This window comes from Rhizobium terrae (genome assembly GCF_003425685.1).
Classification (GTDB): Bacteria; Pseudomonadota; Alphaproteobacteria; order Rhizobiales; family Rhizobiaceae; genus Neorhizobium; species Neorhizobium terrae.
In genome coordinates this window covers 1-14,169 of the sequence record NZ_QJKM01000031.1, presented here as the reverse complement: position 1 = coordinate 14,169, position 14,169 = coordinate 1, and the positions used below count along the sequence as shown (strand labels likewise).

General features: G+C 55.3%; 14 protein-coding genes and 3 pseudogenes. 4 read left to right on the top strand and 13 right to left on the bottom strand.

Annotated elements, in window-relative coordinates:
• Positions 1-60 precede the first annotated feature (60 nt).
• The 3 genes from DMO26_RS34220 to DMO26_RS31610 all read right to left on the bottom strand — a co-directional run bounded on the left by DMO26_RS34220 (position 61) and on the right by DMO26_RS31610 (position 3,796).
• A complete protein-coding gene (locus tag DMO26_RS34220) occupies positions 61-750 on the bottom strand; it encodes a hypothetical protein (protein ID WP_205421293.1) in 690 nt (229 codons plus the stop codon).
• Positions 751-852: 102 nt separating this feature from the next.
• Positions 853-2,061 (bottom strand): polysaccharide biosynthesis/export family protein, encoded by a 1,209-nt coding sequence (locus tag DMO26_RS31615; RefSeq protein WP_226951484.1) that lies wholly within the window; start codon positions 2,059-2,061, stop codon positions 853-855.
• A gap of 250 nt (positions 2,062-2,311) precedes the next feature.
• Complete coding sequence (locus DMO26_RS31610; protein WP_117196266.1) at positions 2,312-3,796, bottom strand: O-antigen ligase family protein; 1,485 nt, start codon at positions 3,794-3,796, stop codon at positions 2,312-2,314.
• 252 nt (positions 3,797-4,048) lie between these two features.
• On the opposite strand from DMO26_RS31610, the gene DMO26_RS31605 reads away from it, so the two are divergent.
• Together DMO26_RS31605 and DMO26_RS31600 are read left to right on the top strand one after the other, a co-directional pair.
• The gene (locus DMO26_RS31605; protein WP_117196265.1) at positions 4,049-4,945 is read left to right on the top strand and encodes a HEPN domain-containing protein; all 897 of its coding nucleotides are present in this window, start codon (positions 4,049-4,051) and stop codon (positions 4,943-4,945) included.
• 431 nt (positions 4,946-5,376) lie between these two features.
• Positions 5,377-5,801 (top strand): annotated as a pseudogene (locus tag DMO26_RS31600) (IS66 family transposase); the annotation flags it as partial.
• 207 nt (positions 5,802-6,008) lie between these two features.
• Here the strand turns inward: DMO26_RS31600 and DMO26_RS31595 are convergent.
• The 4 genes from DMO26_RS31595 to DMO26_RS31585 all read right to left on the bottom strand — a co-directional run bounded on the left by DMO26_RS31595 (position 6,009) and on the right by DMO26_RS31585 (position 7,775).
• Positions 6,009-6,176 (bottom strand): type II toxin-antitoxin system RelE/ParE family toxin, encoded by a 168-nt coding sequence (locus tag DMO26_RS31595; RefSeq protein ID WP_264319382.1) that lies wholly within the window; start codon positions 6,174-6,176, stop codon positions 6,009-6,011.
• 72 nt (positions 6,177-6,248) lie between these two features.
• Complete coding sequence (locus DMO26_RS31590) at positions 6,249-6,497, bottom strand: type II toxin-antitoxin system ParD family antitoxin (protein WP_117196280.1); 249 nt, start codon at positions 6,495-6,497, stop codon at positions 6,249-6,251.
• 80 nt (positions 6,498-6,577) lie between these two features.
• Positions 6,578-6,703 (bottom strand): hypothetical protein, encoded by a 126-nt coding sequence (locus DMO26_RS34845; RefSeq protein WP_264319381.1) that lies wholly within the window; start codon positions 6,701-6,703, stop codon positions 6,578-6,580.
• Positions 6,704-7,409: 706 nt separating this feature from the next.
• Positions 7,410-7,775 carry a hypothetical protein gene (locus DMO26_RS31585; RefSeq protein ID WP_117196264.1) on the bottom strand — a complete coding sequence of 122 codons (366 nt, stop codon included), beginning with the start codon at positions 7,773-7,775 and terminating at the stop codon, positions 7,410-7,412.
• 64 nt (positions 7,776-7,839) lie between these two features.
• Between DMO26_RS31585 and DMO26_RS31580 the strand changes: the two genes are divergently transcribed.
• Positions 7,840-8,118, top strand: a complete 279-nt coding sequence (locus tag DMO26_RS31580) for a hypothetical protein (protein ID WP_117196263.1) — start codon at positions 7,840-7,842, stop codon at positions 8,116-8,118.
• A gap of 248 nt (positions 8,119-8,366) precedes the next feature.
• On the opposite strand, the gene DMO26_RS31575 is transcribed toward DMO26_RS31580, so the two are convergent.
• The 3 genes from DMO26_RS31575 to DMO26_RS31565 form a co-directional block, all read right to left on the bottom strand.
• Positions 8,367-8,813: a type II toxin-antitoxin system VapC family toxin gene (locus DMO26_RS31575; RefSeq protein WP_117196262.1), complete on the bottom strand. Its 447-nt coding sequence runs from the start codon at positions 8,811-8,813 to the stop codon at positions 8,367-8,369.
• A complete protein-coding gene (locus DMO26_RS31570; RefSeq protein ID WP_117196261.1) occupies positions 8,813-9,067 on the bottom strand; it encodes a type II toxin-antitoxin system Phd/YefM family antitoxin in 255 nt (84 codons plus the stop codon). Before DMO26_RS31570 ends, DMO26_RS31575 begins: the two co-directional genes overlap by 1 nt.
• Before the next feature lie 491 nt (positions 9,068-9,558).
• Positions 9,559-10,908, bottom strand: a complete 1,350-nt coding sequence (locus DMO26_RS31565; protein ID WP_117196260.1) for a hypothetical protein — start codon at positions 10,906-10,908, stop codon at positions 9,559-9,561.
• 204 nt (positions 10,909-11,112) lie between these two features.
• Between DMO26_RS31565 and DMO26_RS31560 the strand changes: the two are divergent.
• Positions 11,113-11,266: pseudogene (locus DMO26_RS31560) on the top strand (winged helix-turn-helix domain-containing protein); the annotation flags it as partial.
• Between the two features lie 30 nt (positions 11,267-11,296).
• On the opposite strand, the gene DMO26_RS31555 reads toward DMO26_RS31560, so the two are convergent.
• The 3 genes and pseudogenes from DMO26_RS31555 to napA all read right to left on the bottom strand — a co-directional run.
• Positions 11,297-11,983, bottom strand: a complete 687-nt coding sequence (locus DMO26_RS31555; protein ID WP_117196259.1) for a NapC/NirT family cytochrome c — start codon at positions 11,981-11,983, stop codon at positions 11,297-11,299.
• A 2-nt stretch (positions 11,984-11,985) separates the two neighbouring features.
• Positions 11,986-12,375 carry a nitrate reductase cytochrome c-type subunit gene (locus DMO26_RS31550; protein WP_404947102.1) on the bottom strand — a complete coding sequence of 130 codons (390 nt, stop codon included), beginning with the start codon at positions 12,373-12,375 and terminating at the stop codon, positions 11,986-11,988.
• 71 nt (positions 12,376-12,446) lie between these two features.
• Positions 12,447-14,042 (bottom strand): annotated as a pseudogene (napA, locus tag DMO26_RS31545) (periplasmic nitrate reductase subunit alpha); the annotation flags it as partial.
• Positions 14,043-14,169 lie beyond the last annotated feature (127 nt).

Below are 14,169 nucleotides of genomic sequence, written 5' to 3'. Positions count from 1 at the left end.
TATAAATTTGCAAGTCCACCTCGCCGTGAGTCGATCAGCCGCCGAAGATCAAATCAAGCCTTACGGGGTCGTCCTGCTCACTTCGCGGATGACCGTGGATCCACCGTCGCCGCTAGCATAATAAGATCCACCGCCGCCAGCCGAAAAGCTAGACGTGCCGGAGCCGGTTGATGCGGCACCACCAGCAGCGCCATTGGTCCCGCCGCCAGGCGTACCACCACCGCCGATCGCAGCAGCGCCGCCACCGGTCGTCGCCGAGCCTCCGCCGCCCAAGGCGCCACCACCCAGTGCTGCCGTCTGCGTATCATTTCCGCCTGCAAGGAATGCCGTCTCAAGCGCCTGATTGCCGCTCGCGGCAACGGCGTCCTGAATCTGCGAGGCATATTGGGGATTGATTGCGGCACAAGCGCGAGCGGCACGCCCCAGGCCAGCACCGATCGCAGCTGCCTGGGCAGCATTGCCCCTGCCAGCAAGCGCGAGCAGTGGTGCAAGCGTATCAGCACTCGATCCAGCAAGAGAACGAGCCTGATTTGACAGCGGCAAACCGCCAGACGAAAACTGAGTCAGAAGGCCGTCTGGAGACGCAAGGAACGCTGCGATCTCGGCATCAGCCATTCGAGCCGGCGAGACGAAACAACCAGCAGCAGGCGCAGTAGCCTGGGCATTGGCGTTAGAAAGGCCAATTGCGCCCGACATTACAGTACCAGCTACAACAACGCCTGCAATTTTCTTCACGGAACGGGTAAACATGACCTTCTCCAGCAGATTAATACGATGGCCTAGCCATTACATGAAAGTAAAACTTGTTCAAGAGCATGGTTGCGAAACGGTTAATTCGCAGCCACGAATTCCTTAACGCGTGAGCTCCCGGATAGCGTCACGGGTTGCGACTGCATCCGACGGCACGCCGGCGGCAGTTGTTGTGACGGCATTCAAGAGATTGAGGAACTTGAGCGTTTCAACAGAATCCGAGTTGGAAACGTAGATGGTATCCTTGTCCTGCATCGGGAATTTCTGGACAGCAAAGAATGCCGAAGGATCACGCAGATTGGCTCGGAAGATAACCGGCACGGTTTTGCCAGCGAAACGCTTCACATCAACCCCGAGCTTAACCAGGAAGTCCTTGTCGACGACGCGATAGAGCATGACCTGCGCCGGATTTGCGCGCGAATCGAGCAGACCACCCGCCTTAGCCAGAGCCTCACCCAGCGTGAGATTGGATTCTTCGAAATCAAAGCGACCATTGAGCCCCGACGCACCAAATGCCAGATAGGTGCGACGTTCACGATCAACCATGATCGTATCACCCGGCGCCACATAGATATTTTCTGCCGGCGTCGCGACAAGATGGTCATAGTGAATGGTCGCAGACCGGCCACGGCGCTGCAGCGTGACATAAGTTTCGACCCCAGGCGAGCTAAGGCCGCCCGCCTCTGAAATCACGTCCAAAATACGCTCGCCTGCCTCGGTGAGTTCAATCTTAGAAGGCGACCGAACGTCGCCGAGAACAGCAACCTGCGCCGATCGGCTGCTGACTTTTGTGATAAGCACCTGCGGCTCGATCGCGCGATTGGCAAGCAGATCTTCAACTTCGCGCTGAACATCCTCAACAGGTCGACCAGCCGCCCGCACCCGACCGGCGTAAGGAACGCTAATCGTACCAGCGCGATCAATCGTCTGATTCGGCAGCGAAACATAGTTGCCCGGGCGGCTGCCCGCATCATTCGGGATAAACAGGCCACCCGACTGGGACTCAAAAACTGAAACCTGGACAACGTCGCCCACACCGAGTGGCAAACTCGGGGCACCACCCCGCCCACCGCCAAAACCGCCAGCCAATGATGATGCAGTGCTATCACCAACAAAAGCGAGGACGGCCTTGTTAAGATCAACAAGCGCGTAGTCTATCCCAACAGCTTGTGGCTTGCTTGCCGTCGTAACCTTTGCAGTTGCTTGCGCTTCGACCTGGCGCGCGTCCGGGCCAGCGTTCGGAAGAGCCGTACAGCCGGAAAGCGCTGCCGTTGACAGCAATAGGAGCGTCGTCGCTGACTTGAATCTCAAGGTAGTCCCCTCGGTATAATGCCCGCAGCCAATATGCATGGAGTCCGAAGAAAATCTAGACAATCGAGACGCTTGAGTTTTTTTGCAGTGCAGCTAAATCTCAACTGTTGCCAAGTAACAACATTAGTGAGCGATAGCTAACCAATGCTAAAGCAACATTAACGCTGTTTTCTATGCTGTGTTACGCTGGAACGTGTGCAGAAAAAACGAGATTATGCAACGCCTCAATTGGTGCCCAGCGTCGCACGACTCATAGGCGTGCCGGTTGCGCCTGCGCCTGTACATTCAACTGGGTACGCTTGCGCTGGGAAGCTTTTGTTCTGGGTGCAAGGCAAATCGTTACGATCGGACCTAAGGTCGCGGCCAAAAAGATGGCGAATCCAGAGATCTGCAAGGAAAAATCGAAAGCGGAATGGAGAAGCACCAGAAGAAGAGAAGCAAATCCGATCTCTGGGATAACATGCAACCGCCGGCGCCTTTTCGATCCCCGAACTAGAAAAATAAGGAGCAAACAAAGCCCCATGAGCGGCAGAAGGATCCCAGCAGCACCCAGCCCGAACAGGCCCTCAAGATATACATTGTGAGCTCGGTTCCAAACCCAGGTAATTCCGCATCCCGGATCCCGATAGCCTGGGAAAACCTCCTGGAAGCTTGCAAGACCAGTTCCGAAAGGAAAATGATCGACAATAGCTGAGGTGATTCCGGGCAAAACACAAAAACGGCCGTCTTCGAGCCCCTGCACTTCCGCCCGCAGCAAAGCCCGCCCCGTCAGAGAAAAGAATAAGACGCTGACGGCTATTGCGGTTAGGACGGCTATAATCACCTTCTTGTAAGACACGGCAGCTTCGCGTCTCATGATCTCAGTCCCGCGAGGGATTTTAGGCCTCAGAATCGATGTGATCGTGATCAGCAGAAAAGCGATAAAGCTTGTTCCGATTCCTGCGCGAGACTTTGTCAACATAAGCGCGACGAGAGGCAGAAGAACGCATACCCCATAAATAAGACCCCAAGTCATTGCCGATCGCTGATCATCGGGAAGCTGGCGACGCTCTTCAAACGTCCTTAAAAATCGGCGCCAGTCTAGGCTTTGCAGGAGATAGGTCAGGAGCCCGAAATTCAGGATCACGACAATCCCGAAGTACGTCGCTGCTGTGTTCCTATTGACAAAAAAGCCGGTCAAACTGTCGAAATAAGCCGGCTTTTCTGCAAAAAGCAGTGTCTTTGGCGCGACCGTGAACTGAATGATCGAAAAAAGCGCAATCGCAGCTCCGGAGAGCGCAAGTATTTTTAAAGCGCGGAGGGCTCGCTCGTCGGTGTCAAACAGGCTCAGCGACAACAAAAATGTGAGTAAGGGGGCAAAAAGCCTCAATACGCTCGGCCAATCGTCCGCAGGCGTCAAAGAAATCGTCGCGCTACCTTGGATGCCGAACTCCTGAAGATCACGCCACGCTGGCTGGCTCAATAGGCCACCTGGTAGTGGTAGCGTCTGCATCAGCATCCAGACGATACTAATCGTGACTAAAGCCAAAACACCCCAATATGCACTTTTCGTGGATGCCGGAACTCCCAGACTGATGGTGCTGAAGATGAGAGCGAGCGCCATAGGAATGGAATAAAGGGCGACGGTGGAAAGCTCAACTGCCCCATAGTTCAACAAAGCCAGCGCAATTGTTGTCCAGTACAGGAAGACTATAGCCCCACGAAGGGCGTCTATCTTCCAATCTCGTTCACCCATTCCTGCAATATCCCCAGCCTCTTCAGCGTCATATTGCTGAACGTGGGTATCGGCAAGAGCGTTGATCTCAGGTCCCCGATTTTCTTCCCATGCCGATGATAAACAGAGCGGGAACGCCTCACGCAGCCAATGCGCTCACACAACAAGCCTGCGCGCCAGCTTTGCAAAATGCTGCTAGAATATCCTGGTCCCGGCTTGTATCCACTCTGACTGCGCGTTCACGCGGATCAACGATTTTAGAAGATATTGCCAATGACACCTGGTATTCCAGACCATCTGCCAGAGCGAAAGCAGCGCGAGCTTTCTTTCGTCATGCAGATTATCTTTGAAGAGTTCGACACATGGCAGTCGGGCAAGTCGGAGAAAAAATGCGCCGGGAAAATCTTAAAGCTGATTCTATTCGGTTCCTTTGCGCGTGGCGATTGGGTCGAGGATTCCGATAGCGGCTATAGATCTGACTTTGATCTGCTTGCCGTCGTCAACATTCACTCCTTTGCCGAGGAACACGAAATCTGGTCAAAGATCGATGACCGGCTCACCCGCGAATATTCGGTTCTGAACCGGCTGCAAACACCGGTAAAGGTGATCGCTCACAGCCTCCAGGACGTCAACGATCAACTGGCGCGCGGCGTGCCGTTCTTCTTCGACATTGCGAAGGATGGGGTTGTTCTCTTCGAGGAGCCCGGACATCCGCTTGCGACACCGAAACCTCTCACCCGAGAGGCAAAATTCGCCGAAGCACAGCAGCATTACGATCATTGGCTACGGCTTTCGCAGGAGGCCTATCGAGGCGCTGAGATGATGCTGGGAGAAGGTATATGGAGGGACGCTTCGTTCATGCTCCATCAGGCGACAGAGCGCGCATACCACTGCCTTCTACTCGTCATAACACTTTACAGCCCGAAATCGCACCGCTTGAAAATGTTGCGGTCCATGGCCGAGCGTATCGAACCCCGACTGATTGGCGCCTGGCCGCGCGATACAAAATTCGCGCGCAGATGTTTCGAGCGGCTGGACCGGGCTTATGTCGATGCCAGATATTCGCCCCACTACGAAATCACTTCGGAAGAGCTTGCCTGGGTGCTCGAACGTATCAAAGATCTCCAGACGATTGTGAAGGTAGTCTGTCAAGAGCACCTTACCGCTTGAGCAAGACGACATTCTAATGGTCGTTAGCCGTCCCTCCCGGCCCTGCAGTAAAATTCACGCAGTCAGTTTTGATCGCTGCACGGAAATGATCCGATACCATAATAAGTCCCTGATCCGAGCCTCGTCAATTCGGACCACTTGCCCATCGACCCATCCCTCTCATCAATCATCCCGTCACTCCTTCCGTAAATCTAGAAGAAGCCGTCAAATCTGAAAGCGCGAAAGACTCTTTACGTTATCACGTCAAACTGCTGCGCCAGTTCGGCCAGCGTCTTCTCTCCCTTCACGGCCGCCAAAGCCACCTTCGCCTGGAATGCCGGTGAATGGGTCCGGTGAATTCTCTTCGTCATCTTCACTCCTGATTCGCAGCAAAATCCTCGCCGTTTTCAGGCAGAAAATCCACTTAAGCAACTGTCCGATTTTGCGAGACCCAACATCGCCGGGCAGTTCGACAGGACCTGTCCCTTCCGCTGGTGGACGGTTTTTCACCCGGCTGGCAGCGCAAGCCCAGCGTGTCCCACGCAAGTCCGACCTCGGAAAAGCCCTGGCCTATATGCTGACGCGACAGGACGGCTTCCGGTTGTTCCTGGACGACGCCATGTCGATATCGACTCCAACCTGGTGGAAAACGCGATCCGCCGACCGGCCATGAACCGCCGCAATGCCCTCTTTGCGGGGCATGATGAAGGGGGCCGAAATTGGGCCCGGTTTGCCAGCCTGATCGGCACTTGTAAAATGAACGGCGTCGAGCCCTATGCCTATCTGTGCGACCTCTTTACCCGCCTTGCAAACGGCCACCTCGCCAAAGACAGCGACACCATGGGCCTATGCCGCCCGCATCAAGGCCTCACAATGAGCTCGTCAGATACTATCCGGTGAGCTCACATTCGGCCCTCAGGCAGCCTACCCAATAGCTGAAACTGTAAAATCAATGGGGCGTAGACGGCGCATGCGATGGCTGGCGGAATTTCCGGCAATCCTTCGTCAAACCAAAGGGGATGCGTACTGGCGTCAGCACCAAACGCATTGCGGTATGATTAGGAATGCTTCACTATGCCGACGACTAGGCAAAAAGACTTTGCCAATCCTGCCGACCGTGCAGAACGCGAACAATCAGAATGTCATGCTCTCGGATTGTGTAGGCGATCACATGCGCCTGATGGGGATGCAGCCGCATTGGCGGTTTCAATTCACGGCGCTCCCGCGCCATGCGCGGATTGTCGGCAAGCAATTCGAAACTGCTCGGCACCGAGATTGTAAATCTCGATGATGTCCCGATCTGCTTCGAAGGTTGTGCGATATTTCATGCCTGACTGGCAGCGAACCGTTCACGGGCCGCTTGAAAAATGTCTTCTTTCGAGCGGTCGCTGACGCCGCTTTCCACCCCTTCGGTAATAAGGCGTTGCAGTTCCGCGAGCTTATCCGAACGCTCCTGATCGCGGCGGATCAGGTCGCGTACATAATCGCTTGCGTTGCTGTAGCGCCCTGTTTTTGTCTGAGAGTCCACCCATTCCTTCATCGGATCGGGTAGGGAAACATTCATAGTTGCCATATCAATCACCTCACTTGAGCAGTATGCCATAATTTGGCAAAGATTGCCATCATCCATTCCAGCTTCTACCCGCCATACGGTTAATTCGCATTTTTTCGCTCCGCCAATTTTTCGGCGTATTCCGGCCGTTCCGTGGCTTTGAGGCCCGACAGCACAAGTTCTTCCGGTGGGCCATTCTCTATCATGGCGAGGGCGGTTTCGCGCATGAAAGCGTCATCGAAAGCGGGTTCTTTCTTGGCGAAAACTCATCGACGGTTTTAACGTTCTTCAGGAAATCGTACAGCGTATCGGGATCGTCATAAGGGTTCATGACAATCAAGGATAGCGGAACCGGCGGCTGCAATTTTCGCATTACGACGGTGCGGGCGTAAACCTGCCACATTTGGGTAGTCGACCGTGAAGAACGGCGAATATAGCTTTATTGGTTGACGTGGCGAGAGCAATCATGCTCGGCGTACCGCTTTCACGATCCCGACCAACAGCCCTGGATCGATCGCAGCGCTCACACGAAGTGCCGTGTCGCCTACCCAGATTTCAACAAGATCCGTCCGCACCGCCTCGAAACGAGTGTAAGACTGTCGTCTAATAGCGAGATTTGCAAGCGCCTTTTAGCGACGGATGGCTGTTTGCCGGGAGCATGGTCGTGTACGCGGTCGACATAGGTCGCCGCATTGTGGTGCTTCGCGGGACAGTCCTTCCAATGTATGTCTCGCACGCTGCGGGCAAACTCGCGGTGCAACGGTCTTAACGGAATGGACCAGCCTCGGTCCCGGCAGGGACGCCTCTTCACGCCATGGGCGTTACAGAGCTTGAGAGTTAGGTGGTGGCTGTCGCCCTGTCGAAGAGCTCACCGGAGCGCAGCATCGCATGCATATGGCCATTATGGAACGAGTTTCTGGATTTGAAGAATGACTATTTAAAGCTTATTTCTTGATAGAACGTCCAGATACTAATGAGATTTTTTGATTCCTCTTGGAAACTGTGAAGTGTTAGAAGAATTGGATTGTCATCTGGGTTATCCATGGCAATTTTAGCAAAAATTAAGCGACTTCCATCTTTATGAGTTTTGATTTCCACATCAAATTCTGGATTTTTATTGAGATTTTTGATCAGCTGGGAAGAATCCTCGAATTGCTCTCTCATTGAAGATTCATTTGAAAATGGCTTATCCGTAAGAAAAGAAAATCTTTCCCAATCGCCTGATTTTGCCGCGGCAATAATTTCAAGGAGGCGCTCTTTTTCCAGTGCATTCAGCGCTTCTATTCTCTTCTTTCTCATTACTTCCAGTCTACTGATTCTCGATAACCAGAATCCGATTTACTCTGCCTGGCGGACCTTCTGGATGACGATGCTCAACCGAGCCACACCGGATGCCGACCCCACTGTCGCGATCACGCCGATCGAGATGAAGCTGCTCGACCATCTGCTGCCCAAGGGCGGGCCGTCTCCATCCCGCGCGAGCACTTTGTCCGACTATCTGACCAAAATTGCCAGGCTCGGCGGTTATCCGGATCGCGCCCACGACCCGCCACCGGGGAATACCGTCATGTGGTTGGACTTGTCGCGCTTAATCGATATCAGGATCGGTGCAGCCATTGAGCCGGAATTTGTGGATAACTGAAAGCCACCTCGGATGGATACCCCGCTTCGACATAACCTTCCGGGCATGATGGTGCGGCTCATGAACTCGGCCGATCGGCCTAGAGGCGACAAGGTTCCTTATCCATTGAATACCAGGTTCCCGCACGGCTTCAAAAAACCCTACGGCGCGGGAGAAGAGCGCGGGTTTTCTCCGCTTGGCTGCCGCCCGTCGGCAGGCCGTTTTCGTCCGGCCGCGGCCGCATCGCCGACAGTTTCAAGCTCAAGAGATTAATCGCCGTTGTTGGAGGCTTTGTCGGAATGCTCCCAAGGGTTCATCAATGCGACCCCCATACCGTCGAAGTCCTTGATGTTGCGCGTTACGAGCGTCATGCGACGAGTGAGCGCCGTCGCTGCGATGTAGGCATCATTGATCGGCTTGGGATCAGGTACATGCCATTGGGCTGCCTGACGGGCCGCCGCCTCATCGAGAGGTAGGATGCGACCGAAAAAAGTCGTGAGGACGGTATTTTCCAGCCAACTGCGCAACACTTTTCCAGCGGCTGCATCATTATACTCCACCAGTCGGACACCAATCTCCAGCTCGTGCAAGACTATAGACGAAATAAAGGTCTCGGCCGGATCGACAGTTTCGTTCCAGAGCGCGACATTGGGGTGTGCCTTGCCGCTCGCAATCTTGCGCAGTTCCGACACGACATTGGTATCGAGCAACAGCATCAAGACAGATCGACCGGCCGGGCATGTTCCGTGCGCCGCGGAAGCGGCAGGTCGACGTCTTCCGTTCCCGGCGTGGCAAGCATGTCACCGAGCGTCCGCATTTTACTGGTAAGCCGCTTATACTCATCGAAGGACAAGAGGACATGCGCGGGTCGCCCCCTGTCGGTGATGATCACCGGCCCTTCCTTGGCGGCGCGCTTTGCGCGGCCAAGATCCTGATTGAGTTCCCGGCCTGAAAGTGTGGTGACGGTCATGACAAGCCTCCCAACATTCGTGGTTACGTAACCACATTTATTCCGCATGAACTGGAATTGCAAGATGCGAACTCGCGGCGGGACGTCAACCATCTCGCCGGAACCATTCGGCGACACCGCCAGCGCCGTCCTCGCAGCAGTCGGCTATGAGTTCAGGCGCATCCTCCAATGGATCAAGCTTTGGCTGGCAATCATCTGGGCTGTTCTCGCACTCTCCACAGTGTCAAACTCAATGCCGGTAATCGACGAATCGTTGTTCTTCATGGACAGCCAATTGATACGGACCAGCTGCCCCATCGAAGCTTGGGATCAAATATTGCTCGAACTATTTAGCCATGCGACGGCATGTCTGCTTCGAAAACTATTCTGTGACAAGGAACGCCTATTGTGCGGCCATCTTCACGCAGAGCAGGCCAGATCGTTTTCATACAATATTCTGTCCCGATGCTTCAAAGCCTCAGTCCATTCCTGGAGCAGCAATCCGGCGGCTGTTATTGGCGCAGATCAAGCACACCGAGTTCGCGCCACATCCATTCGAAGCTGTATGTTGCCATAGGATCGGCAGGATTGGGATGCCGTGACGAGTGGTTTTCGAGATATTTCAGCCATTCGACAACCTTCTTTCGACCGGCGGCTGATTTTACGGCCTGTCGAGGGGTTTTGTTGCCGAGCATGCCGACAGGCTGGTCAAGAGTTTCTCGATATTGGCGATCCAAGAACTGGTGAACGACCTGCTCGGCAATCTCAGGCGGGATTTCGGATGCGCGCTCTTGCCTTTTGCGGGCCGGCCGCTCGGCGATCATCTGTTCGACTGTGCGGATTTCGGTAAGCGGTGCGCGGACGAGATTACCGAGCCGCTGCTGGATCAGGTTCGTTCCTTCTTGCGCGCGCTCGGCCGAATTGGTGGCCAAGTGCAAGAACTTTCCCTTCAATTCGATGTTTCCCAAGATCCGCGCGCCTTCGTCCAGTGTAATATCAAAGGTTTGGCCGGCGCGCGCGTTAGCGGTGGGCTTTGGCTCTAGCTCAAGCCAATTCCAGAATTTTCCGTTTTCCGTCGACAGGCCCGGAATAGTGTTTAACTGTGCGGTAACGTCTTTTTGTGTCGTCCCGGACGCCAGCGGAAACCTGACGTCGTGGAAAACGAGTTCATGCCCATCACTGTTCTGGAGTGCCGGCATCTCCATGGTACGCTCAAGCGTGTCGAAAAGCCAGGACAGGGTGAACATGAACGCGACCGATTGTAAGTCGGCGTCATTGATCGCCGGCAGCTTTTTGGCATTCTTCTTACCGAAGGTATTCCGCAGGCCGTCAAACAGCGCCTCGGTCGCCTCCGGCGTGAACGGTAAAAGCCCACCGCCAAAGACATTTTTGCCTGCCAGCGGGACGATACGGGCGGCGATCCTGTCCCATTGTTTTAAGGTTTTGGTGGCAGTGCCTTCGCTGACGGCGATCGGTTCGCCACCTCGAATAAGGTCGCGCGCGACAAGTGATGTGCCAGGCACGATTTCACTCACCTCGTAAAGGCTCATGACTGAGGTTCGCAGCGCCTTCATATAAGCCTTTGCCTGAGCGTTCTCCTTCCAACCACGGCGTTTGAGATATTCATCGACAATGTTGCCGCCCTCGACCTCGAATTCTTGGGTGAGGAAATCCTCGAAGGCGCAGCCCCAAAGCGTCATTGCCCAAACCTCACCGAGGATTTCGGCAATGTCCTCAAAATCCATGTCGGCAGTATCGAGCACCGGTCCAAAATGGTCGTAAAACACCTCATCGAAACATTCGCTCCACTCGTCACGGGCAAGGAATTTTATAAGACCTTTGAGGTCATGGCTGGTCGGCATCGGTCGGTCTCCAGGTAGGCTGGCGTTCCTCGGTCGGTGATGACTGGCCCTTATTAGCCGGGCGCTCGACGCGGCTGAGACCCTGATTGAACTCACAGCCCGAAAAAATGATAATCACAAATGCTTTTAATCTATGTTGTCGCATAACCACGATGAGAGGTGTAGGCGCAAATTGCAGAAAGAACCTACGAAAATCAATCGGCCACCCGCGGGCGCCAGTTTGAGGCTTTTGACCGGACTGTCGATACCCAGATCGTGCGGCTCCGCCGCAAGATCGAAGCCGACGCGGGCCAGCCTCAACTCATCAAGGCCGTCCGGGGGTGTCGGTTACGCATTCACCGGAAAGATCAGTGGATGACCAGGCCCCGCTCGGCGGGCAGGAATGGCCCTATTTATGAGCGATGTCCATAAGACGCCGCAGTTCGTCAACCGCCGATGCGCTCGGCAAAACCTCGCCTTCTAGCTCATCCGGCACTTGCCACCCGGGCTTTACGCCCTGCATGTTGGGAAGCTCGTGGGCAATGCCTTTATGACAGTCGATGCATGTCGCTTTCCCGCTCAGGAGGTAGCGCGTATGGATGTCGGCCGCGCGTTGCGTCTGCTTCGATAGGTCCATGGCTACCGACGAATGACAGTTTCGGCACTCCAGACTGTCGTTGGCCTTCAGGCGGTGCCACTCGTGCTGGGCGAGGCGCAGGCGCTGATCGAGAAACTTTTCACGAGTGTTGATTGTCCCGAATATTTTTCCCCAGACCTCTTTCGAAGCCTGCATCTTACGGGCGATCTTATCCGTCCACTCATGAGGAACATGGCAGTCCGGACAGGATGCTCGCACCCCCGAGCGGTTCGAGAAGTGAACGGTTCGGGTCATCTCCTCGTAGACGTTTGTGCGCATCTCGTGACACCCGGCGCAGAAGGCTTCGGTGTTCGTGATTTCGAGCGCGGTATTGAATGCCCCCCAGAAAACCACCCCCCCGACAAAGCCGCCCAAGGTCAGGAATGCGAGGCTAAGAGTGGCGGCTGGCGTCGTGAGCAGCTTCCATATCCAGCCGGCCAACCGAGTAATCTTGCCCATCTCTAGTCTCCCCCCATGTGTTCGACCCCCATCTGGCTCATGTCCCGAAAAGTGTTGCCTACAAGTGGCTTCACGTCGGCCTGGGGGACATGGCACGCCGTGCAGAAGTAACGCCTTGGCGAGACGTCGGCGAGCATCTGCGCATCCCGGGTCATGTAGTGAGTGACACTGATCATCGGCGCTCCAGCGCTTTGGGTGAATTCACGCTTATGACACGACAGGCAGCGGTTGGTGTTGACGGACAGCTGATATCCTTCGATGGAATGGGGGATGACTGGCGGCTGATCCGGGTAGGCCCGCATCTTGCGCACGTCATCGACGTTCCACTTTGGCATCGGCCTTGCTGGTACCTGCCCCATCGTATCCGCAGGCCCCGAAAGATCGGGAACCATCTGCGCGATAGCAAACGTGCCCGAAAACACGCCGACGACAACCGCTGTGATGACCGTCCAGTGACCACGAGCTATGCAACGGGGAGTATCTTGACTGCGCATTTCTTGTAATCCGTCTGTTTGGAGATGGGATCGGTGGCGTCGAGCGTGACCTTGTTGATCAGCTGGCTCGCGTCAAACCAAGGCACGAAGATCACGCCCGGCGGCATGCGGTTACGCCCGCGGGTTTCGACGCGCGACCGGATTTCGCCGCGGCGGGATACGATTCGGATTTCAGCGCCCTGATTGAACCCACGTTTTCTGGCGTCGTCGGCATTCATGAAACATCGCGCACCGGGAAACGCCTTGTATAGCTCCGGAACCCGCATCGTCATTGAGCCTGAATGCCAGTGTTCAAGAACCCTGCCCGTCACCAGCCAGAAATCATATTCCTTGTCGGGAGACTCGGCGGGTGGCTCGTAAGGAACGGCAAGAATGACTGCTTTCCCGTCCGGTCGGCCGTAAAATCTGACTCCTTCCCCGGGCTTGACGTAAGGATCGTACCCTTCTCGATAACGCCACTTTGTCTCCTGGCCATCCACCACTGGCCAACGTAGCCCCCTCTCCTGATGGTAGCGGTCGTAAGGTGCAAGATCGTGCCCGTGGCCACGACCAAAGGAGGCATACTCCTCGAACAGTCCCTTTTGGATGTAAAACCCGAACGCTTTGGCCTCGTTGTTTGCATAGGCCGGATCGATTTCGCTCAAAGGGAAGCGGTCTACCTGGCCGTTCTTGAACAGCACGTCGAACAGGGTCTTGCCTCTGTATTCAGGGTGCTTTTGAAGAGTGTCCGGCGGCCAAACCTCCTCTGTCGTGAACCGCTTGGAAAACTCGGCCATCTGCCATAGGTCGGAGCGGGCATCGCCCGGTGCCTGAACGAGCTGATGCCAGACGTGGGTCCGACGCTCGGCATTGCCATAGGCTCCCTCCTTTTCGACCCACATAGCCGCGGGAAGGATGAGGTCCGCCGACATCGCAGTGATGGTGGGATAGGCGTCCGAGACAACAATGAAGTTGCCCGGGTTCCGGTATCCCTGGTAGGTCTCGTTCTTGGTGTTCGGGGCGGCCTGGACGTTGTTGTTGACCTGGACCCAATAAAAGCTGAGCTTACCGTCCTTCAGCATGCGATCTTGCTGAACCGCATGGTATCCCGGTTTGTCCGGGAGATGTCCCTCGGGGAGCTTCCAGATTTCTTCGGCGTGGCGGCGGTGATCCGGATTGGTGACCGTCATGTCTGCGGGTAACCGATGGGCAAATGTCCCCACCTCGCGCGCGGTACCGCAGGCTGATGGCTGGCCCGTCAGGGAGAAAGGCCCGTTGCCCGGCTCGGAAATTTTGCCGGTTAACAGGTGGAGGTTGTAAAGCATGTGGTTCGCCCACACGCCCCGCACATGTTGATTGAAGCCCATTGTCCACAAGGACATGACTTTGCGGGATGGATCGGCATAAAGTTCGGCTAGTTGCTTCAAGAATCCAGGGTCCGCCCCCGTAAGGGCTGCCACCTTCTCGAGAGTGTAATCGGAGACGAATTTCTTGAAGGACTCGAAATCCGTGGGCTCCATGTTGGCCGGATTGGCCGCATTCCCCGCCTTCAATTCAAGCGGATCCTCCGGCCGAAGACCATATCCTGCGTATTCCGATGAAGCCGGCCATCGATTCCGATTTGAAGCCGGCCAGTCATTCCGATTTCATTCCGGCCGGCGTTCCGATTTGAAGGCGGCCATTTCTCGGACTGATCCTGGGTCTGTTTGATGT